This window comes from Fischerella sp. PCC 9605 (assembly GCF_000517105.1).
Taxonomy (GTDB): domain Bacteria; phylum Cyanobacteriota; class Cyanobacteriia; order Cyanobacteriales; family Nostocaceae; genus PCC9605.
Genome location: NZ_KI912150.1, coordinates 234,288 through 256,994 on the forward strand (window position 1 = coordinate 234,288; position 22,707 = coordinate 256,994).

Below are 22,707 nucleotides of genomic sequence, written 5' to 3' on the forward strand. Positions count from 1 at the left end.
ATTTTTTCACCACCAAGGCACAAAGCCACCAAGCAACATCTAGTTTCATAATTTATTGTGTTTGGTTTCCTCAACCTCAACAAACCATTTGGCTGGACTTCCCACGACTGCGTAGCGAAGACACGAAAGCTTTTGCGCCTTAAGCGGGTAGGACACGCTGGCACTTTAGATCCAGCTGCTACGGGAGTGTTACCAATCGCACTTGGTAAAGCAACTCGTCTTTTACAGTATCTTCCTGGAGAAAAGGCATATAAAGCAACAATTCGCTTGGGTGTACGTACTACAACCGATGATTTGCAAGGGGAAATCATCACGCAACAGCCAGTGACAGGATTAACTTTAGAAACAGTAAAAACCGCGCTGCAAAAATTTGAGGGCAAAATAGAGCAAATTCCACCGAGTTACAGTGCCATTCAAGTACAAGGAAAGCGCCTATACGATTTAGCACGTAAAGGTGAAACAGTGGAAGCGCCTGTGCGAACGGTAGAAGTATTGAAGATGGAAATTTTAGATTGGCGAGAGGGGGAATTTCCCGAAGTGGATGTATTTATAGCCTGTGGTACGGGAACATATATAAGAGCGATCGCTCGTGATTTGGGTACAGTTTTAGAAACTGGTGGTACTCTCGTCGCTTTGCAACGCACTGCTAGTAGTGGGTTTAATTTAGCAGATAGCCTCACTTTTGCTGACTTAGAAGCACAACTGCAAGCTGGAACTTTTCAACCCCTTCCCCCCGATGCAGCTTTACAGCATTTGCCATTTGTTAGCTTATCAGCAACAGCTGCTCAAAAATGGTGTCAAGGTCAGCGAATTACTGAGCAAGATAATTCTTCTGCGGAGATTTTACGAGTTTACGCTGAAGACGAGCGCTTTTTGGGTATCGGAAAATCAAATGGTGATGTGTTAATTCCTACACTCGTTTTAATATAATGTGCCTTTAAGTTGCGTGTTTACTTGTCAGGGTTGTCCTTTGGTTAGTGGTTAGTGGTTGTAGAGACGTGCCATGGCACGTCTGTACATTGGTTAGTGGTTGTAGAGACGTGCCATGGCACGTCTGTACATTGGTTAGTAGTTAGTAGTGAGCAACCAACAAATGACTAATGACTAATGACACTCTTAAAAAAAAGTCGAAACATCTCGCAGAACCTCTGGAATTTCTCCAGATGCGGGAAACTCTAGCACAGTTTCCCGAAAACCCAAATAACCAGACTCAGCAAACGACAATAGCATCCGTGCTAGCGCTAGCCATACCTCTGGTTCGTATTCCCAGTCACTATATCTGGAAGCTTTACCTGCAATTGAACGCAGCGCCCAAAAATAACTATTCCTCACCACAGAACCGCCTTTTTTATACTCTGGCACGTCTTCGTGGTGAAGGAAAAGTACGCTGTTTTCAATCCTGGCTCTCATAAAAGTTAAGAGTGTTGTTAGTTGATAGTTGGTTGTTGGTTGGTTTTACAAACAACAAACAACAAACAACCAACAACAAATTATTTTACAAATTCGATGTTAAACCAATACGAAAAGTAAACCCAGGGCTATAAGTACGATTCACTCGCTCGTATTGCTCACCTAGTAAATTTTCTAAGTAAAGCGTTACTCCTAAATTTCTGGTTAAAGGTACACGAGTACTGAAATCTAAATTAAAGAAAGATGGTACAAAATCTGTAGTCTTATCTCCTGGGTTATTAAAGAAAGCTCTGCGAGCGCCACTATTATAAGTAGCATACAAATTAGCTTGCCATCCTGCACTTTCATAACCAATACCAGCTTGGGCTACTGAGTAGGGAATCATACCCAACTGCAAGCCTTTTTCTATTCCCGTTTTAATCTGGGCATCTGTATAAGTGTAGTTAATAAAGGTAGACCAACCAGAAGCAATTCTCCACCGCAGCGCCGCCTCAAAACCGTTCGTGTCGACTAGCCCGATGTTTTCCCATTTTCCTTGGATGATTCCTAGGCGATTATCTAAGCTACTGCCAAAGTAAGTAAATTGTCCTGTCAAATTGTCAGAAAAATTAACATCTATTCCCGCAGTCCAAGATGAACCTGTTTCTGGTTCTAAATCTGGATTTGGCAACCAACCGTGAACCGTATCATATAAATACAACTGATCTAATCCGGGATTACGCTGTCCTCCTGCCCAGCTTCCTCGCACAGCCAAATTCGGAGTCACAGCATAACGCAATCCGACACTAGGATTCAAATAGTTCCCAAACTGACTATCAAAGTTTTGTCTCAGTCCTAAATCTAGCTCAAGATTGTTGGTAATATTCCAAGTATTGACAACAAATAAAGCGGTATTCAACAGACTATTGTTTTCTATCTCATTGAGGGCAATTCTATCAGGGCGTGTACTATCAGTCTCGCCATTCAAGTTAGTATTTTTCAAATCTAAGCCCCACCGCAATCTATTATTTGCGGTAATTCGCCAATCGTGATCTAGCCTAGCTGTTAGTAGTTGGGTATCTAAAACTCCTGTACGATTATATTCTGCACCTCTAAAAACTGTAGGGCCATAAGTGCTGAAATAATCCTGATTGTAGCCTAGTGTTGTTGTGAGAACCGAATCTTCGCCATTACCTAGCAGGGTTTTCCAAGATAAACCAATATTAAGTCCATCGTGGTCTAGTCGGTCTTTCTGGAGCGGAAAACCAAAATACACTAAACCCCGGCGACTGCTAAGTTTAGTTGCGTCTAAAGAAAGAGTATTTCTGGCATCTAAATCAAATATCAAGTTACCGAAGTAGCTACTCCTAGCAGTATCTGCGTTGGTTAAATAACCATCAGCATTACGATTGGCTGCACCTTCAGGTACTTTATAACGGTTATCAATAAAGCTTCTTTCAAAGCTGAAGTTATACCGAACAGAACCAAGCGCACCACCATAGCTAGCTTGTTGATTATTGAAATTCAAAGAACCAAATTCCGCAGTAAAACCTAGTTTAGGAACGATGCTACCTTCTTTGGTAATAATATTAACAATTCCCCCAAAGGCAGAGGAACCATACAAGGTAGTGGCTGCACCACTTGATAGTTCTATTCTTTCAATCGACTCTACGGGAATGCTATTTAAGTCAGTTGCGCCATGATAGGTGTTGATATTAGTATTAATCGGTCTGCCATTAATGAGGAATACTGACTGATTTATTGAGTATCCTCGATAATATGTACCTGTGTGAATATCTGCTCCATAACCGACATCATTGATGGCAAATCCTGGCAATCTTTTCAAAACATCGGCTACGCTTGTAGCGCCTTGTTTTTGAATTTCTTCTTGATCAATTACATAAGTAGGAGTGGATTCGGGTAAAGTGTCTTTTTCCCCTGTTACTTCTATCTCGATATCTGCCTCTACATTCCCATCTTCGGTGTTAGTAGAAGGTTCTGTTTCTGCCTGCGCTACTGGTTCAGCAATCATGATTTTGCTAACTTCAACTAATGTAGATTGCTGAGTTAATAATTCAGCATTATTGGCAGGTAATTTTATTTCACTTAAGCTGGGAATTTCTGAACTTGTGTGGAGCGATTTATCGATAAGCTGTTGATTATCTTCAGTTTCACCAGCTAAAACAGGATAGGCTATCAGTAAACTCGGTACAAAAACTGACAGCAAAAAAAGACACTTTTTCACTTTTTATCACTGAACGTAGAAATACTCAGTGATATTTTTATGGTTATTGCAATTAGCTGTCAAAAGACAAGCTGTCATACTTTTGCATTAGTTGGGGATTGGGAATTGGGGATTGGGGATTGGGAATAGGTGAAAATTATGAATGATGAATACTGAATGCTAAAAATTTCATAATTCATAATTCATAATTCATAATTTTTATGCCCCATGCCCTAATCCCTAGTACCCTTGAACTCAATTAGGCAATTACAACTTTTGGTGGTATTTGTTTTTGCACGGTCTTGATTAAATATAGTGTCTTTTCGTATGCCAGCTTCTCTCCTTTGTGTCCAAAGTAAGCAGCGGCTTTTTGCAAGTCTGCGATCGCAGTTTGTTCGTAACCAAGACGATGGAAGGCTATCCCCCGGTTAATATAAGCATTGCCATTGCTGGGATCAAGTTGAATTACTTCAGTGAAATTACGCACTGCACTTAGGTAATTATTGCTTTTGGCACAAGCACAACCTTGGTTAAAGTAAGCTCTGTAGTTGCTGGCATTCAGGCGAATCGCCATATTAAAGTCGAGCATAGCAGCTTGCAGGTCTGCCAATTCAAAACGGGCTAACCCTCGATCATTGTAGATGTCGGCAAGCAGAGAACCAGATATTTCGGGAATTTGGCTCAAGGCAATATTGTAGTCTGCTATTGCCTGCTGGTATTTTTCCAGAGAGGCGTTTGCGATTCCTCGGTTGTAGTAAGCTCGAAAATCATTTGGTTTGAGTGCGATCGCTTTTTCATCATCAGCGATCGCCGCTTCATAGTATCCTAGTCTATACTGGGCAATTCCCCGGTTTAGAAAAGCCTCAGCGTTGTTCGGTAAAAAATTGATTGCTTGCGTGCAGTCGGCGATCGCATTTTGATAATCCTGTATATTGATATAGGCAAGGCAGCGATTGCTGTAAGCTGCGGCAAAATCCTTCTTCTCCTCTATTGCCTGTTGGAAATATTTAATAGCTTCCTGATAGTTACCGTATAGTGTATTCTGTACTCCCAATTTAAATAAGTCGTCTGCTGTGACTGGGATGATAGAAGTGGGTAATGAATACGCAGGTGAAGCGAGAAAAAAACAGGTAAGTGCAACAGCAGTAATTAAATTGAGAATGAATTGATAGCAGCAATTCATAATATTTTTCATCCTCTCAACACTCCCGGTTCGCCCATTTTTTAATGATTTAGGAAAAATGGGCAGTCAGAAGTATACCAAACGACATATTCCCAAAAATAAGCAAGTAGGTATATGTTCGGTGTTATGGCTACTGAACCCATAATCACAAACGAACGAGTCGATGATATACCCGTACTTCTAAAAATACGTATGGGCAATGCCCCTGCTAATCTCTCCATCTTGAGAGCGATCGCCATTAATATACTCCGCCGAAATGGTCATACTTCCATCACAACTGCCCAAAGATTTCTCTAAACATGATATTGACAAACTCCTTGCCCTTGTGGAATGAAACAGCCCTGCCCTTGGAAAGGGGGGCTTTTTGTGGATTTTTGACTATGCTGGTAGGCGATACATAATCACCTTAGCTTTGTGAACTTCTTCTACAAACACCAAGTACTCACCATTTGAGCGGCGAAAAGCGCGGACACCATAAGGTATATCAACCCAACCAGTCTCGCCTGCAACTTCGGGGCCTGGTTTTAACTGTTGTACTAGTTTTCCTGTAGTTGTGTCGTAAATGAACACGTTTGCATGCTTACTATCAGCGGCAAAAAGCCTGTTCCCTGCTATATCGATTGCTTTGATGTGCAATTTAGGATTAAGACTGGGGTTATAAGGTAGTACTATTCTTAAGCTGGGATTTCTATTTTTGCCTTTGCTCCAGTTATCATAGCGCACTACTTCTGTACCAGCCAATCCCCAGTCGCCATCAATATTGGGGCGATCGCTAGTATAGCCGCTCAAATACATGACGTCTTGTTCGGGAAAATACTTGATCCTTGTTAAAACTTTAAAAGGTTTAGGCATGGGTATTTTTTCCACGGCTGTGCGACTGTACCGAGGACAGCCATGAGCATTCAGTCCTTGGAAGCGATAATGTTTGATGTAGCCAGCTTCTGCTGCTTGCCAAACATCTCCTTTGCTATCAATTTCCCAACCCCAAACAGTATCATCCTTTTCACCTGTAGCTTGATATTCTTTTGCTTGAGGAGAACCATCACCGTTGACATCTACCCATATCCAACTGCCTTTAGTCGGTTCATCAGCTAGCCATTTTTCTTTGCCCTTGCCAAAGATACCGCACGGAACTGCTATCTCTCCATCAAAACGATAGGTTAACAAGCGTTCTGACATCATTTCTGAGGAGATATACATCAAACGCTTTCCCTGTATGCGACGAACGAAAGGAGCTGTTGGCATAGTGTGCAGTCGCCCATCACTAGGGTAGCGGAATTTATCTAAGGTGTATCCTTTATATTGCCATTCCTTACCGCTACCTTTGCTGTAGTCCATGACAAAGTGTTCGTCTTTTGTGAAGACGTCTACCCCATCAGTACTAGGATCGGCATCGGCGTTATCTACAAATTGCAAACCCAGCAACTGCCATTGTAATTGTCCCGATGGGGAAAACTTCCGCAAGTCTACACCTGAACGGTTAAACCCATCATTGCTAACGTAGATATTTCCAGCCGCATCTGTACCTATTCCGCTCAAACCGTAAAATTTCAAAGCCCCGATTTCGCCCGGTTTATCGGCATAAATCCCGCCTTTGGTTCCGAATGTACCGACTTGCTTTGGTTTACTCTTAATATCATAAATCAGCACTTGTTGACGCGGCCCGTTATCTGCTACTAACAGCCTGCCTTGATTATCGACTGCGATCGCTGTTGGTTCACCAATATCTGCGATCGCACCAGGCAATTGCTTTCCTGTTGGTGAATAATACACAATCTTGGCTGGAGTTTTACCGTTTGTATTTTGGATAATCCACAGATTCTTTTGTTTGTCAATAGCTATATTGCCCGGATTGGAAACGGCAAATTTGCGTAATTCCTTCATTGTGGCGGTATCGTAGACACGAATTCGCCCAGCTGCTTTGTCACTTACATACAGCCGTCCATCTGAAACTGCCAACCCAGTTACTTTATCTTTGGTACTGACTATTAACATGCTTTTATCCCAGCCACGCCCACCTGGAAATGGTGCAGGCTTTCCAGACAACTTGTAGCGTCTGACACAATACCAATTCGTGCCTTTGGGGGGGTAATCTTCTCCTGCTTTACCCTCAGGAGATTGCCCCATCGCTACGTACATATATTTTTGATCGACAGCGATCGCAGATCCACCCCCTCTTCCCCATCCATGCAAGTCATCAGCCTTGCCGATCGCATCTCCATCCTTATAAATTCCTACCTCTCGCGCGGCTTCATCCCATGGGCTATTAGTGTAGACAGTACCGTCAGGAGCAACATAAATACCACTTACCTGGATCTGCACCCACTTGTCACCACCACCAAAAGTATTGCCTAACCAAGATGTAGTGTAGGCATTTGTAGTAGATGCTGTTTTAATACTTGTAGCAGGCGCTGTGTCAGTATTTATAGAAGGTGTTGTGTTAGTGTTTATATTAGGCGCTGTATAGGTATTTATAGAAGGTGCTGTAGAGGTATTTATAGAAGGTGTTGTGTAGGTGTTGGCAGTAGGTGCTGTAGAGGTATTTGTAGAAGGTGTAACCCTTCCAGTCAAGTAGATTGCAATAACTGTTGCAGTTGTAACTCCAGCAATCAGGCCGAGTAAAAACTTGAATATTTTATAATGTTGAAAATTATCTGTCCTGAATAAGTTCTTGATACGCTGATTGAAAATTTGTATTTTTCTGTGTTGCTTTTGGTAGAAGTTGCCAATCTGACGCATTAATCTATTATTCATCTCTAGTTACTGATAAACTATCAATTGGATTTCATTTTTTATTTTCTTTTTTCTCAAAAATATTGAGATTTTTCATCACTTAGTATTTACTAAATTACGCTTAATGTGAATTAGAGGCTGAAACCTTGTATTTTCGGTGTAGAGACGCGAAATTTCGCGTCTCTACAAAGCCCAGAATCCTTGATATAACATTGGTTTTGATAATTCACATCAGATGTAAATTCTGATAATTTCTTAAATTATTTGCTTGTTAAGCATATAAATATATCTACAATTAGCATTGCACTATGCACTATATGTTATGCAAAAAGTCATACTTTTTGATTATTTGTCATGCTCATACATAAAAATAGCCAAAATTAGAGATAGCAAACTTGATTTTACAAAAACTTTATAAAAAACACATTATTTGTTTAATTAAACATAGGTAAAAATTCATCAATATTATTTAGAGTTGTAATGCTCTTCAGCTAGTCTTCTATAAAAGAGTAAACTATCATACCCAAAGTCTGATATTGATTAGGTAAATATGAATAATAATTATTCGGAGAGGCTGTTAGGGACGGATCGAGCTAAGTATCCCATTTTTTAGACTGACAAATATTATGACTAAACCCACCCGTAGTATGGCTAGCGATCAAAAGGATCAACAGCTAACAAACCTCATATTTAATGTTTATTTCCAGTGACTTCAATATCTTTTGGTTAGATAAATTTTAACTGTCAAACCTGTAACCAAAAGCAACTCCTCTTTATACCCTACTTTTGCAAGCAGGATTTGATTTATAACATCAATAGATCTTTAGATCTGTTTACCAATCTGTTGATGAATCTTAGATATGGAAGATTAAAGTATATTAAATTACTGTAATTATTTCAGTATTATACCTTAGTGAATTGTATGTTTAATGGTAAAAGATTTTTCTTGAAAACTTGCTGAGGTCGGAATGAAAAAATTCTGTTAGTGTGTTCAATAAAGGAATAGAAGTATTGTAGGTACTCATCTTTTGCTATTTTCAAAAAGGTAATGAATTATAAGTAAAAATGAATACAAACATAATCAGTTCATTATTAGGAGAAAAGCAGGTGGAATGTCACAAAGAAAACCATAGTTTAACCGCACATATTCTCTGTGTAGGAGTAGGTTGGTTTCCTACGACGCCTGGAGGGCTGGAACGATATATCTACGAACTGACTCAGAAACTAGCAGCCAATCAAGACCAGATTGAATTATGTGGAGTTGGTTTACCAGAAACTGAACCAAATAAACAGATCAAGTTGACTAACTTGGGTTCACCAGATAGTCCAATCTGGAAACGACTGTGGTCAATTCGCAATAACTTTCAAAAAACCAGAACAGGAAAACCAGATGCAATTAATTTGCATTTTGCATTGTACAGCTTTCCGATATTGGATTTGCTGCCCCAAGGAGTACCAATTACCTTTAATTTTCACGGCCCTTGGGCATCTGAAAGTAAGCAAGAGGCAGTTCATGACCAATTAAGTGTTTTTCTCAAGCATTGGCTAATAGAAAAAAGAACTTACAATCGCTGCGATCGCTTTATAGTTCTTAGCAAAGCATTTGGTCACATCTTGCACGAACAGTATCAAATTCCTTGGCAAAAAATTCACATCATTCCTGGTGGAGTTGATACTCATCGGTTTCAACCCGACTTATTACCTACTGAGGCTCGTGCCAAACTCGGCTGGCCGCAAGATAGAGCAATTATATTTACAACCCGCCGCTTAGTACATCGAGTTGGAATTGATAAATTGTTGCAAGCCCTAGCAGCAATCAAACCAAGAATTCCTGATTTTTGGTTGGCGATCGCGGGTAGAGGTCATCTGCAAGCAGCACTTCAACAACAAGCAACCGAATTGGGACTCAACGACCACGTTAAATTTTTAGGATTTTTACCCGATGAGCAATTGCCCATAGCCTACCAAGCCGCTGATATAAGTGTCATGCCCAGTCAGTCTTTTGAAGGGTTTGGATTGGCAGTAGTAGAATCCCTTGCGTGTGGTACTCCCGTCTTGTGTACTCCTGTAGGTGGAATGCCAGAAATTATAGAACCATTTTCACCAGAGTTAATTACTTCTTCCACTAAAGCCTCAGCTATTGCTGAAAAATTAGAACAGGTGTTACTAGGAAAAGTGCCAACGCCTTCACGAGAAGCCTGTCGCCAGTATGTTACTGCTAATTTTGATTGGCATAAAATCGCCCAAGAGGTCAGAAAAGTCATATTAGCGCAAACATAATAATAGTCTGTAAAAAAAGGGGTGAAGGGGAGATTTCATACTTCTCAGACACAAAATAAGTAATGATTATCAGGGATGTAATTACTTATGAAATTAAGCGTAATCATACCATGTTTAAATGCAGCAGATACTATTTCTTTGCAACTGGAAGCGCTAGCAAAGCAGGAATGGTCTGAACCTTGGGAAGTTATTATTGCAGACAACGGATCTTGCGATCAAACAGTAGCGATCGCCCAAAATTACCAAGAACGTTTACCTAAACTGCAAATTGTTGATGCATCTTCAAAATCGGGAGCAGCACACGCCCGCAATGTTGGTGCAAGTGTTGCCAAAGGAGAAGCCTTGGTATTTTGTGACGCAGATGACGAAGTTGCCCCTGGCTGGGTAGCAGCGATGGGTGAGGCACTCTCTAAGTACGATCTCGTTGGAGGTCGAAATGAACATTGGAAACTAAATGAACCTTGGTTAGTGAAAATTTACGGTTGCCAAGAAGGTGATGGAATATTTATGAATCACCCATATCTACCCTTACAAAGTGGCTGTAACCTTGGGGTCAAGCGTTCACTACATGAAGCTATTGGTGGTTTCGATGAAAATATTTTTATACTCGACGATGTTGACTACTCTTGGAGACTTCAACAGGTAGGGATAAAACCGCATGAAGTCAAAGATGCACTAGTTCACTATCGATTTCGCAACAGCATAATTGGTATATGCCGTCGTGCTTGGGATATGGGTCGTCAGGAAGCTTTGTTGTATAAAAAGCATCGATCTATGGGGATGCCTCAACTGATGTCATGGAAGAGTTTTGTCAGAACAGCGGTAATGTTTCCTTTGCGCTTCTTGCTGCTAAAAGTCCGTAACAAAGTAAGCTTAACTCAGTGTTTAATGGATTTGGCGTGGCGTGGAGGTCAATTGCGGGGTTGTATCAAGTATGGGTATCTACCCTTTTAATGCTGGAAAGGTGAAAGAGTTAAATGATGAAAATTCTATTTTTAGACCAAAGTGGTAAACCAGGAGGTGCAGAACTGTGCCTAATAGACATCGCCAAACCTTATCAAAATAACTGCTTAGTTGGTTTATTTGCTGATGGTTCTTTCAAAAGCTTATTAGCAGAAAATCACATCCCGGTTCAAGTTCTGACAACTCAAAACATACAAGTTCGCAAAGACAGTTCTCTAGCACAAGGGCTAGGAAGCCTTAGGCAGCTTGTACCGTTGATTGCAAAAGTAGTGCAAACAGCTCGTGCCTACGATCTAATTTATGCCAATACTCAAAAAGCATTGGTGGTTGGAGCGATCGCAAGTTTTTTGAGCCGTCGTCCTTTGGTTTATCATTTACACGATATTCTTTCTCCTGAGCATTTCAGCAAAATCAACCGTCGCATTGCTGTCACTGCTGCAAATCGTGCCTCATTAGTAATTGCCAACTCCCAAGCGAGTAAAACAGCATTTATAGAAGCGGGAGGACGTGCAGATATCAGCGAAGTTGTCTACAACGGTTTTGATCCCCAAAATTATCAAATAGATGAGTTGGTTGTTAATCAAACCAGGCAACAACTGGGACTAGAAGGGAAATTTGTAGTGGGACACTTTAGCCGTCTTGCACCTTGGAAAGGGCAACATATATTAATTGAAGCACTTGTACAATGTCCTCAACAAGTGACAGTAATTTTAGTCGGTGATGCATTGTTTGGTGAACAAGAATATGTCCAAAACTTGCATCAACAAATTACTACACTGGGACTAGAAAACCAAGTCAAATTTTTAGGATTTCGTTCAGATATTCCCCAATTAATGTCAGCTTGTGACTTAATAGCGCATACCTCCACAGCTGCTGAACCTTTTGGAAGGGTGATTGTAGAAGCGATGCTATGTGGAAAACCTGTAGTCGCAGCAAAAGCAGGCGGTGCAGTGGAATTAGTAGAGCATGGTATTAATGGCTTTTTAGTCACACCAGGCAAACCCCAAGAACTCGCACAAGTGATTAATGATTGTCTTCACGATTCAGAGAATACAGCAACTATCGCTAATCATGCGCGTATTACCGCCAGTCAGCGTTTTGACGTGACAAATATTAATCAGCAAATTGCTCAATTATTAACAAAGTTATAAAGCAATACAGTTCAGTTAAGATCAGATCCCCCCTAGGGTGTGTTTTCAAAGTATCAGTTTTGTCATGCTGTAGGCGTAGCCTTCCCGTAGGGTACGAAGCGACAGCGTAGTGAAGCATCTCTATAACCCTGATTTTTACGAGATTCTTCGCTTCATTTCATTTCGCACCCTGCGGGAAGCCGCAGAAGCGTCTACAGAATGACATTTAGGAGTTTGAAAACACGCCCTAGCGCCCCTTTTTAAGGGGGGAAATTAATAGATATTGCCCCCTTAAAAAGGTCAGGATCAGGGCTGTTTCATTCTAAAAAGAAAAATCTAAATCCCTCCAACTTCTTAATTCTTTGTGTTCTACCCTCCGGGAAGCCCTACTCTACGAGAAGCCGCTGCGCGTCTACGGGTACTCTGCGAGAAGCCGCGCTGCGCGCGTCTACGCAGTCGTACCCTTCGGGAAGCCGCGCTGCGCGCGTCTACATGGGGGAAACCCCCAAGACCGCGCTGTCTCACCGCTTGCGCGTCTATGTGTCTTTTGGGGTTATAAGTAGAAAGGCATAAATAAACTAAAAACAGTGCGGGCTAGAAGCCCACCCCACAATATTATTAAAGCTCTTGTGGGGTGGGCATCCTGCCCGCCCGTATAGAATACAAGATATTTTACGTTTATGTAATCTTCAAGAAACTTTTTGATAGCGTAATTTATTATACCAAAATATTTGAAACATCCGGTTAATTATTCTGGATTCACGGTTGTACTTAGCACAACTACAGCAAAATTTGTACGCGATCGCCCAATTTTAATTAACTTGATAATTGCCTGATAATTAATAATTTATGACTTTTATTTACATCTTGACATCAGTTGCAACCCCCCAAAGATATATTATTCAAATCCTCTTTACTAGGTTAACCTAGTAACGAAAATTAGAGCCTCTAACTCTGATTGAGAATGGTACAAGATATCTTGATTACTGACTTGATAATTGCTTGATAATTTTGATATTTTGTAGCTTTGGTTATAAGATATTGTTCTTGTATATTTTCCGCTTGTATTCAACAACTGACTTTAGTTTAAAATTCAAAATTACAGGGGTGCCAAATGATCGAAATTAAGGGTGCCAACTTATTTAAAATCACAGTAAAGTCGGTAAGAAAACCTATTTTCTGCCAGGGCTGATAAAAATCCCTATTTGTCAACTTGGGGCATTGAGCATAGAGCATGGGAAAAAATCAATACCCTATGTTTTATTTTCTATACCCATAAAATACTCGGTGTTTCAGCCAAGAAATAAGCTTAATTACAACCCCAAATTTTCACCAATGTTGACTCCTTCATCTGTGAGATCGATAGATCTTCCAATCGCGACTTACAAAGTAGAAAATAGCTATGAACTAGCAAAGCATATTCAGATTTGTAGTAGAGATAAAATTTCAGGTCGTCTGGATTTAAGTGTTCCAGGCAACCGAGGAGCGATGTGGAGTTTATTTTTTCGACAGGGTTGCTTAACTTGGGGTGCTGGCGAGTTGCATCCGCTCCGTCGTTGGAATCGACAGTTGTATCAACACTCTCCACAATTGGCGGCTGACTCTTTTCAGCAGAAAACAGAGCGTCCTCCGAATTGGGATTACGGTTCTCTGTTAAATCAGGTCAAACAGGGAAAAATACAGCAAGCAAAGCTGGCAGCGATCGTGGGAGGAAACATTTTAGAATTGCTGTTCGATATTATCCAGTCAGTACACCTACCCCGCCAGCATTCAGAACTGCAACTGACTTACAGTAAGTTTCCTCAAGACCTGATTGACTCGACGTTGGTTTCGCTCCAGATCGATCAGGCTTGGCAACAAGCAGAGAAAGCTTGGGTAGTCTGGCAACAAGCTGGTTTAGCTGGCTTTTCCCCTAATCTGGCTCCCGTGATTTGGGATAACGAAGGGCTGCGACAGCAGACTTCACAGCTTGCTTACCAAAATCTCACCGCTATGGCAAACGGCAGTTGGACTTTGAGGGATTTAGCAGTCAAATTGAGACAACCCCTAGTGCCCTTGACGCAATCGATTATGCCTTATGTCAACCAAGGGATGATGGGACTGACTCACGTTGGAGACATTAGCTTTTACGTCAAGCCTGTTACTGGTTCCCTAATTGCCTACATTGAAGATAGTAGATTCGATAGCGAGACGATGGGGCGTATTCTCGCTCCGGCTGGCTATCGGTTTATCAATATTCGGGACTCTATACAAGCACTGCCGATGCTGCTAGAGTACAAACCTGACCTGATATTTTTGGATTTGCTCATGCCAGTGGCAAACGGGTATGAAGTGTGTGCCCAGATTCGCCGGATTTCGGCGTTCAAAAACACCCCAGTGATTATTATTACTAGTAATGACGGCATTGTCGATCGCGTACGGGCAAAGATTGTCGGTTCTTCAGGCTTTTTAGCAAAGCCGATTGAACAGCAAAAAGTACTATCTGTTTTGCGGCAATATCTACCAGTTTCGCCCCTATCCGCTTAACAGGGGTAGAAAATTCCAGCTGATTGGTTTGAAGCCGAGGAGTATGGATTTGCAGAACGTTTTATCACAAGAACATGGCTATGACCACGATCCTTTTAGTTGAAGATAGTTTGACAGAAACTGAGGTGCTAACCTACTACCTCAGACAAGCGGGTCTGTCGGTGGTTAGCGCCACTAATTGTGAAGAGGCTCGGATGAAACTCAGCCAGCAGAAACCGGATCTGGTGATTCTCGATGTGATCCTACCGGGGCAAAGCGGCTTTGAACTCTGCCGTGAACTCAAGACCCATGCCAGTACTTCGCAAATCCCGGTCGTGATTTGTTCCACAAAGGGGACTGATGTTGACAAATTGTGGGGGTCTATGCTAGGTGCTGATGCTTATCTCCCCAAACCAGTAGACCAGAAAGAATTGACAAACACGGTCTTGCGATTAACGGCTGTATAGGAACTCCTAAGATGCACATTTTAGAATCCTGATACAGCAATGGTTTTAGAACTCCCGAAAAATGTGCTTCTTTCATTTATTGCGAGGGAGGTTTAATACTTTTGACTTTTGACTTTTGACTTCCCCCTCGTGGGGCGCTTATGTCTATGATCCAATCACGCAATTCACAGCTAATAGCAACTAGCAGCCTTGACACGCTGATATTAGACCCACTCCCGCCAGAAACTAGAGCGCGCCTGCTTCGCTTTCCTGTAGGTGTACAGGACAGTATGCTCTTGCCTCTAGAGCAAATCGCCGAAATTCTCAAAATAGATGTGACAGAAATTCTGCCAGTTCCGGAAATGCCTAATTGCGTTCTGGGAATTTGCAACTGGCGGGGAGAAATGCTTTGGCTCGTAGATTTCAACAGCTTTGTTGGTTATCCGTCCCTATTTCAATTGGAGCCAACATCAACCTCGATCGCAGTCATAGTAGTTCAAATTCATAACCAGTCGCTAGGACTCGGAGTTCAGCAAGTCAACGACATTGAGTTACACGATTTACAGCAACTCCAAAGCGTGCCTGTTGGTTTATTTCCGCCCGATCTCCTGCCACTGATTCGAGGGACTCTACCTGGGTGCAGCGATGCTGTCTTAGACCTTCAAGACATTATTCATTGCCCTCTCTGGAAAAAACATCAGCAAGGAGAACCTTAAATGTCTCCGATTGTGCGATTCATGAGGCAACTCATCACAGGCGATCGCCAACACGACCAAACGATTACAGATCAGCTAGAAGGTTCGACTCCAGAGGTAGATCTTCCCAGTTTTTCTCAACCAGACGATGACGGAAATAAAGATACAAGTATGCAGAAACTAGGGCGACCTGAACCAAGCTCCAACCCTGCTTTTGATGGCAACTCATCATTTAAAAATGGCAACAGTACTGAAATAGTTGTTGAGAGTGATTATTATGCCAGTCTGGATTGGTTATTTGCCATTGCCAAGCAAATGCACCAGGCACAAACTATTGATGCTCTGTTGGCAACCACAGTCGCTGAAGTTCAGCAATATTTACGAGCCGATCGAGTGCTGATCTACCGCGTTCAAAGTGAAAATCAGGGCGTTGTGCTGGCTGAGTCGCTGGTAAGCGGCTACACGCCTAGCCTGAAAGAATCCCTAAGCGCGATCGCCTTCGGAGCCGCAAAGCTAGAGGACTATCAACAACAGCCATGTGTAGGCTTTGATAATGCTGCCAATGCAGGCTTGAGTTATTACCAATGCCAAATACTGGAGCGGTTTCAGGTGCAAGCTAGCTTAAGCTTGCCGATTTTCCTCAGAGATAAATTGTTTGGCTTGTTGGTTGTACAGCAATGTTCTCGTCCCCGACAATGGCAAGAAAATGAAATCGCCCTACTCCATCAGGTTGTAACTGAACTGAGGCTCAGCTTGCAGTCATTGCTTTTTCGCAACGAACAGCAAGCGTTAGCCCGTGTGAGCGATAAGATCCGCCAAACATCGGATCTTGAGACTATTTTCCAGAGCACAACCCGAGAGATTCAGAAACTGCTGAACGTAGAGCGAGTTGCTATTTGCAAGTTTCGCTCAAACTATTGGGGCGATTTTGTCTTTGAGTCTAAGGCTGGGGATTTATCCCCAATGGTCGGTAGTACTTGGGAAGATAATTGTATTAAAGAACATCAGGGCGCTCGGTTCCGCAATCATGAACCCTATTTTGTAGATAATATTTACAAGGCTGGTTTAAGCGATTGCCATGTAGAACTTTTGGAGAACTTCGAGATCAAAGCTTGTGCGATCGCTCCCATTTTTGTCGGGCAGGAACTTTGGGGTTTACTGTGTGTATATCAGCACAGCAACCCGCGCCATTGGGTAGAAGATGAAATCAAGCTCCTGACTCAGTTTAGCAATCAGCTTGGGGTAGCTTTACAACAGGCACAGTTATTAGAAGAAAAGGCCAAAGCTGTAAAGCACAAGCAGTCGCTCCCTACAATCATCCAAAAGATTAACACTGCCTCATACATTGAGAGAGCTTGCGAAACTGCCGTGCAAGAAACCCGACAACTCCTCGACGTAGAGCGAGTAGCCATTTACAAGTTTCGCCCAGACTATTTCGGTGACTTTATCTTTGAGTCTGAGTCTGGAGGATGGCCGAAACTGGTTGGCAGCGCCTGGGAAGACACTTATATAAAAGAGCACCGGGGCGGCAGGTTTCGCAACGACGAACCCTACGTCATCAATAACGTCTACATGGCTGGTCTGACTGATTGTCATTTAGCAACCTTGGAGTACTTTGGCGTTAAATCTTGCCTAGTTGTTGCGATTAAACAAGGAAATCAGCTTTGGGGTTTATTGAGTGCATTTCAACACAGCGGCCCCAAGCATTGGCTGGAGATTGATGTCAACTTGCTGACTGGCATTGCTCTGCACCTGGGGAGAACTCTGCAAGAGAGAGAGTACGTCTCGCGCCTAGAAACACAAGCCACTGAGATGGCTAAAGCTGCTCAAGTAGACCATGCAGTTGCCCAGATCGTTCCTAAGATCCTCCAATCTCAGGACTTAGACACCATTTTTCGCACTACCAGCCAAGCGGTTCGGCTATTGCTGAAGTGCGATCGCGTGGCAATTTGTCGCTGCAATGCTGATGGGAGTAACGATCTCGTGGCTGAGTCAGCAATCAAAGGCTTGGATGCTTGGCAGCAATGGTATATGAAAGCAATCTTCCCAAATACCGAGGATCTGTATCGCCAGCGTGAAAGCTTAGTAGTTAATAATATCTACACATCTGGTCACACCCCCGATGAAATTGAAAGCCTAGAGGGAATTGAGGTCAAAGCTTATATAATTACGCCAATTTTCAAGGATGACAAGCTCTGGGGTTTACTCAGTGCCTACCAAAGCGGTGAAGTTCGTTCATGGGCAGACGTTGAAGTTAGAGCGCTGAAACAGATCTGCGTGCAAATGGATGTAGCAATGCGACAAATAGACTACATCACGCAACTGCGAACTACATCAGAGCAACTGGCGAAAACAGCAGAACGGGAACGTTTAATTACAAAGACGGTTGAGCGAATTCGCCAGTCTCTTGATTTGCAGAAGACCTTTAAGACCACTGCCAGAGAAATTCGCAATTTCATGGAGGTCGATCGCGTCGCACTCTTTAAATTTGACACCGACTCTGGCTATCGTGATGGAGAAACTATTGCTGAGGATGTCAGACCGGGTTATGTTTCAGCCTTAGCAGTCAAAGTCACAGATCATTGCTTCAGCAAAGATATGGCTGAACAGTACAGAAAGGGGCGCTTCTGTGCGATCAAGGATATTTACCAGGCAGGGTTGGCGAATTGTTACATCGATATTCTTTCGCAGTTTCAGGTGCAAGCCAATTTAGTAGTGCCCCTACTCAAAGGGGAGGAACTGTGGGGATTGTTCTGTATCCACCAGTGTAGCGGGCCTCGGCAGTGGCAAGAAGCAGATATTGAATTTGTCAAACAAATTGCCGCTCAACTCAACATTGCCATCCAACAGGGAGAGTACATCAAGCAACTCCAACAACAATCACAGCAATTGGCAGAAGCTGCCCACCGAGAAAAAACTGCCAAAGAGCGGCTTCAGCAGGAAGTGATCCAATTACTGACAGTAGTACGACCTGCATTGACAGGCAATCTCACCGTCCGCGCTCCAGTCACAGATACAGAAGTGGGTACTGTCGCCGATGCCTATAACAACACCCTAGGCAGCTTACGGCAAATCGTCATCCAGATGCAAACCGCTGCCAATCAAGTGACTCAAATCTCCCAAGCGAATGGCTCTGCCATCGCTAGGCTTGCAGCCCAGGCTCAAGAGCAATTCCACGCTCTCGACCAAGCCCTCGAACGAATTGAGATGATGGTTGACTCAACCGAAGCGGTGAAGATCAATGCTCAGCAAGTCGAAGCCGCAGTTCAGCAGGCAAACCAGACAGTGATGGCGGGGGATGCGGCGATCGATCGCACCGTGGATGAGATGGAAGACATCCGAGAAACTGTGGTGGAAACCAACCAACGGCTTCTGCGTCTGTCTGAATCTTCCCAGAAGATTTCCAGAGTCGTCAGCTTGATTAGCAACTTTACGACCCAAACCCAACTACTCGCTTTGAACGCAGCGATCGAAGCCACACGGGCTGGGGAGTTTGGGCGTGGTTTTGGTGTCGTTGCTGATGAGGTGCGATCGCTCGCTCGTCAGTCTGCGAATGCAGCCACTGAGATTGAGGAACTTGTCCAGGAAATCCAGGTGAATACAGCGGAAGTTTCGATGGCGATGGAGATGGGTATCCAACAGGTTGCTTCCGGAACCGCTGTGGTGAATGAGGCTCGTCAGAATCTCAACGCGATCGTCAATGCTACGGCTCAAATTAGCGAACTTGTAACAGGTATTACCCACGCAACCCAGGGACAGACCCAGCAGTGCCAATCGTTAAGCCAAACCATGACGAAGGTGGCAGCCATTGCCAACAAAACCTCAAAGGATTCTGTCACGATTTCTGCATCTTTCAAAGATCTTCTGGCAATGGCTCACGACCTCCAGTCCAAGAGCGAACAGTTCAAGGTCAATTAAGTAGTTAGTGGTTGGTTGTTGGTTGTTGGTTGTTGGTTGTTGGTTGTTGGTTGTTGGTTGTTGGTTGTTTCCAATCCCCAATCCCCAATCCCCAATCCCCAATCCCCAATCCCCAATCCCCAATCCCCAATCCCCACCTCCCCACCTCCCCACCTCCCAAATATAAGCCCTCAACCATGACCCTCGACCCGACGATCCGCGAGCAAACCTATCAATACTTTCTCCAGGAAGCACCGGAACTTCTGCAAGCTATAGAACAAGGCTTGTTGAGCCTCAAGGAAAACTGGGGGATCAATCAAGTCAATAACTTAATGAGAGCCACCCACACCTTAAAAGGGGCAGCAACAAGCGTGGAGTTAGAAACCGTTGCCACGGTGGCTCACTCGCTGGAAGATATTTTTAAAGCTCTTTGTCAACCCGATGTTTCTATTGATCCGGAAGTAGAAGCCTTACTCTTTGAAGGGTTTGAGTGCCTGCGGCTACCTCTGGTCGCCGAACTCACTGGTGGCTCAGTAAACCATGCTGAAATTCTAGACCGAGCTGCCGCTATTTTTGCCCGACTGCAAGAAAAACTAGGAGATTTTTTTGGTCGGGAAGCACACCTCCCCACCTCAGCAGAACTGGGCTTCGATCTGACCCAATCCCTGTTTGAAGTTGGAGTTACTCAACGGTTAGAGCAAATCGCCACGGCTTTAGAAAATGGTCAGTCCGACGAAGAAATCGCCTCACTGCTGCGAACTCAAGCCGAAGTTTTCCTAGGTTTAGCTGAGTCTTTGAATTTATCAGGATTTAGAGCGATCGCCCAGGCAGTGCTTGCTGCTTTAGATAACCATCCAGACCAGGCAGTGTTGATTGCTCAGATTGCTTTTAGGGACTTGCAAGCAGGACAAACAGCGGTGCTGGCGGGCGATCGCAGCCAGGGTGGTGAACCCTCTAGCGAATTACAACAACTCGCAGATTTTACTACTAGCGCTGATGCACACACTTTTCTCACTCAGACAGAGGTGAACGAGTCACCAGCCCAGGAGTCAGACATGCCGGTGCTAGAAAGCATTTGGGTTCAGCAGGTAACTCCAGTTGAGTCAATACTCGATCAACATCTGGGAGAATTTACACAATCTGACTCAGGCGCGAGGGTTGAGCAAGACTTCAGCCCGAGTTACAATTCTCCCCAGTCCCAGCAATCGGTTAGTCCTTTAAACCCTCTATCTCAAAAAGACCAGGTTTCACCCTCTCCCACAGTGCGAGTTAGCGTTAAGCACCTAGACCGCCTCAACTACTCAGTTGGAGAATTAGTCACCAGCCAAAACAGCCAATCGCTTCAAACCGAACAACTACAGGCTGCAAGTAAAACACTTCTGGGCCAGATCAAGCAGCATCAAAAACTCCTCACTCAACTGCAAGATCAGTCTAACCGTCAGGCTAGTTTAAAAGAGCGATCGCAGACTTCTTCAAAATCCTCAAATAAAGCAGCGCGTAAAGCCTCCAAGGCTTTGCGGCACAATCCCTCTGGATTCTGGGCGAAGGATTACGGTAACAACGCTCACTTGATTCAGTCACTTCTCGATCACATGGTGCAACTAGCAGAAACGGCTGAGGCAATTGACCTGCTAGCCCACCAGTCTAACCAAACAGTGGAAAAGCAGCAACAATTGCTGAGTGCTACCCAGAGTACCTTAATTGAAGCCCGGATGTTACCTCTGGGCGAGATCTTCGGTCGCTTTCCCCACATTCTGCAACAGCTAGAAACCTTATACAATAAGCCGATCTCCCTCGAACTGCATGGGAATGAAGTTCTAGTGGATAAGGCCGTGGCTGAAAAACTTTTTGATCCTTTGTTACACCTAGTACGTAATGCCTTCGATCATGGAATTGAGCCTGCCGTAGTTCGGCAGCAGCGAGGGAAGGCACAGAAGGGTCAAATAAAAATATCTGCCTATCACCAAGGCAGATATCTGGCGATCGAGGTGCAGGATGACGGGAATGGGTTGGATTTCGAGCAGATTCGACAACGGGCAGTAGAGGGACAACTAGTTTCTCTCGAACAGGCGAATAGTCTAAATCAAACTCAGCTAAGCGATTTACTATTTGAGCCGGGCTTTTCGACTGCCTCACAAGTTAATGACCTCTCTGGCCGTGGCATTGGACTCGACGTAGTGCGAAACCAGTTGAAATCCCTTCGGGGTTCGGTTACAGTTGATTCTCAGCTTCATCAGGGTACTACATTCACATTGCAGATCCCCTTGAGCTTGACGATCGCTCAATTATTTGTCTGTCAGGTTGGCTCCAAAACCTATGCCTTGCTCGACGATGCCGTTGAACAAATTCTGATTCCCTTGTCTAGTCAGATTCTAGAGCGCAACGGTAGCAAATTTTTGCGCTGGAGTCAGGGGGGCGATGAGAAACTGCTGCCAATTTACTCGCTGACGCACACTCTAGATTACAATCCACCCACTCCTCCAGTCTCAGACGCGCCATGGCGCGTCTCTACATCTTCCTCACTCCCCCTGCTGCTAATCCGCTGCCAAGACGGACTCTTTGGGTTGGAAGTCGATCAACTCATTGGAGAGCAGGAATTGGTGATTCGTCCCTTGGGGGCAGCGATCGCAGCACCCAGCTACGTTCACGGTGCCAGCATTCTGGCTGATGGTCAGCTAGCCTTGGTGATTGATGGGGCAACGTTGATCCAAAAAATGTACGCTCAGCAGTACGAAAACACATCTTCTGTTATTTGGGCAGAGTCAGTGCCCTCAATGCTTCCACAGAGACCCCAGCAACTCTTGCTTTCTCAGTCTCATGGTATTATACCAGCACTTCCTGCTTCAGAGTTTGGCGCTAAAGCAGGCGCAAGGATTCTCATCGTGGATGACTCAATTACCACACGCCAATCTTTAGCACTCATTCTGCAAAAAGCTGGCTACAGCGTATTTCAAGCAGAAGATGGTAACAAAGGACTTGAGTTGTTCCAGAACCAAATCGGTATTCAGCTAGTAATCTGTGATATCGAGATGCCTCGCATGAATGGATTTGAATTTCTCAGATCTCGTCAACGAATTCCTGCTTTGGCAGACATTCCGATCCTAATTCTGTCATCTCAAAGTAGCAATAAGCACCGCTTGCTTGCTTCGCAATTGGGAGCAACTGTTTATATGACCAAGCCTTATATGGAACACAAGCTGCTAACAATGGTGGCAAATCTCCTTGAAAAAACTACACGGGACTTTGTATCTCAGTAAGGGAA

The 22,707-nt window shown here is 43.7% G+C and carries 15 protein-coding genes; 10 read left to right on the plus strand and 5 right to left on the minus strand.

Going from position 1 to position 22,707, the window contains the following annotated elements; translation table 11 throughout:
* Positions 1-57 precede the first annotated feature (57 nt).
* Positions 58-930: a tRNA pseudouridine(55) synthase TruB gene (gene truB / locus FIS9605_RS0124385; protein ID WP_026734934.1), complete on the plus strand. Its 873-nt coding sequence runs from the start codon at positions 58-60 to the stop codon at positions 928-930.
* A gap of 186 nt (positions 931-1,116) precedes the next feature.
* Here the strand turns inward: truB and FIS9605_RS0124390 are convergent, their stop codons facing one another.
* From FIS9605_RS0124390 to FIS9605_RS0124400, 3 genes are all read right to left on the minus strand, one after another.
* Entirely contained in the window at positions 1,117-1,410 is a 294-nt protein-coding gene (locus FIS9605_RS0124390; protein WP_026734935.1) for a hypothetical protein, read from the minus strand.
* An 85-nt stretch (positions 1,411-1,495) separates the two neighbouring features.
* Positions 1,496-3,634 (minus strand): TonB-dependent receptor plug domain-containing protein, encoded by a 2,139-nt coding sequence (locus tag FIS9605_RS0124395; protein ID WP_026734936.1) that lies wholly within the window; start codon positions 3,632-3,634, stop codon positions 1,496-1,498.
* Between the two features lie 238 nt (positions 3,635-3,872).
* Complete coding sequence (locus tag FIS9605_RS0124400) at positions 3,873-4,796, minus strand: tetratricopeptide repeat protein (protein ID WP_026734937.1); 924 nt, start codon at positions 4,794-4,796, stop codon at positions 3,873-3,875.
* A gap of 126 nt (positions 4,797-4,922) precedes the next feature.
* On the opposite strand from FIS9605_RS0124400, the gene FIS9605_RS0124405 reads away from it, so the two are divergent.
* Positions 4,923-5,093, plus strand: coding sequence for a hypothetical protein (locus FIS9605_RS0124405; protein ID WP_155960508.1), 171 nt, complete (start codon positions 4,923-4,925; stop codon positions 5,091-5,093).
* Positions 5,094-5,174: 81 nt separating this feature from the next.
* Here the strand turns inward: FIS9605_RS0124405 and FIS9605_RS0124410 are convergent, their stop codons facing one another.
* Positions 5,175-7,550, minus strand: a complete 2,376-nt coding sequence (locus FIS9605_RS0124410) for a hypothetical protein (protein ID WP_026734939.1) — start codon at positions 7,548-7,550, stop codon at positions 5,175-5,177.
* 1,044 nt (positions 7,551-8,594) lie between these two features.
* Here FIS9605_RS0124410 and FIS9605_RS0124415 point away from each other — a divergent pair.
* From FIS9605_RS0124415 to FIS9605_RS0124445, 7 genes are all read left to right on the plus strand, one after another.
* On the plus strand, positions 8,595-9,809 hold the full coding sequence (locus tag FIS9605_RS0124415; RefSeq protein WP_035140139.1) for a glycosyltransferase family 4 protein: 1,215 nt from the start codon (positions 8,595-8,597) through the stop codon (positions 9,807-9,809).
* 87 nt (positions 9,810-9,896) lie between these two features.
* The gene (locus FIS9605_RS0124420) at positions 9,897-10,763 is read left to right on the plus strand and encodes a glycosyltransferase family 2 protein (protein WP_026734941.1); all 867 of its coding nucleotides are present in this window, start codon (positions 9,897-9,899) and stop codon (positions 10,761-10,763) included.
* Between the two features lie 26 nt (positions 10,764-10,789).
* Complete coding sequence (locus FIS9605_RS0124425) at positions 10,790-11,923, plus strand: glycosyltransferase family 4 protein (protein WP_026734942.1); 1,134 nt, start codon at positions 10,790-10,792, stop codon at positions 11,921-11,923.
* Positions 11,924-13,255: 1,332 nt separating this feature from the next.
* Positions 13,256-14,428 (plus strand): response regulator, encoded by a 1,173-nt coding sequence (locus FIS9605_RS0124430; RefSeq protein ID WP_197036128.1) that lies wholly within the window; start codon positions 13,256-13,258, stop codon positions 14,426-14,428.
* Positions 14,429-14,508: 80 nt separating this feature from the next.
* Positions 14,509-14,874: a response regulator transcription factor gene (locus FIS9605_RS0124435; protein ID WP_026734944.1), complete on the plus strand. Its 366-nt coding sequence runs from the start codon at positions 14,509-14,511 to the stop codon at positions 14,872-14,874.
* 140 nt (positions 14,875-15,014) lie between these two features.
* Positions 15,015-15,569, plus strand: coding sequence for a chemotaxis protein CheW (locus tag FIS9605_RS0124440; protein ID WP_026734945.1), 555 nt, complete (start codon positions 15,015-15,017; stop codon positions 15,567-15,569).
* The gene (locus FIS9605_RS0124445; protein WP_231510449.1) at positions 15,570-19,466 is read left to right on the plus strand and encodes a GAF domain-containing protein; all 3,897 of its coding nucleotides are present in this window, start codon (positions 15,570-15,572) and stop codon (positions 19,464-19,466) included.
* A 4-nt stretch (positions 19,467-19,470) separates the two neighbouring features.
* On the opposite strand, the gene FIS9605_RS44325 is transcribed toward FIS9605_RS0124445, so the two are convergent.
* Entirely contained in the window at positions 19,471-19,644 is a 174-nt protein-coding gene (locus FIS9605_RS44325) for a hypothetical protein (RefSeq protein WP_197036138.1), read from the minus strand.
* Between FIS9605_RS44325 and FIS9605_RS0124460 the strand changes: the two genes are divergently transcribed.
* Positions 19,643-22,702: a hybrid sensor histidine kinase/response regulator gene (locus FIS9605_RS0124460; RefSeq protein ID WP_026734947.1), complete on the plus strand. Its 3,060-nt coding sequence runs from the start codon at positions 19,643-19,645 to the stop codon at positions 22,700-22,702. The genes FIS9605_RS44325 and FIS9605_RS0124460 overlap by 2 nt on opposite strands.
* The last annotated feature ends 5 nt before the right edge of the window (positions 22,703-22,707 follow it).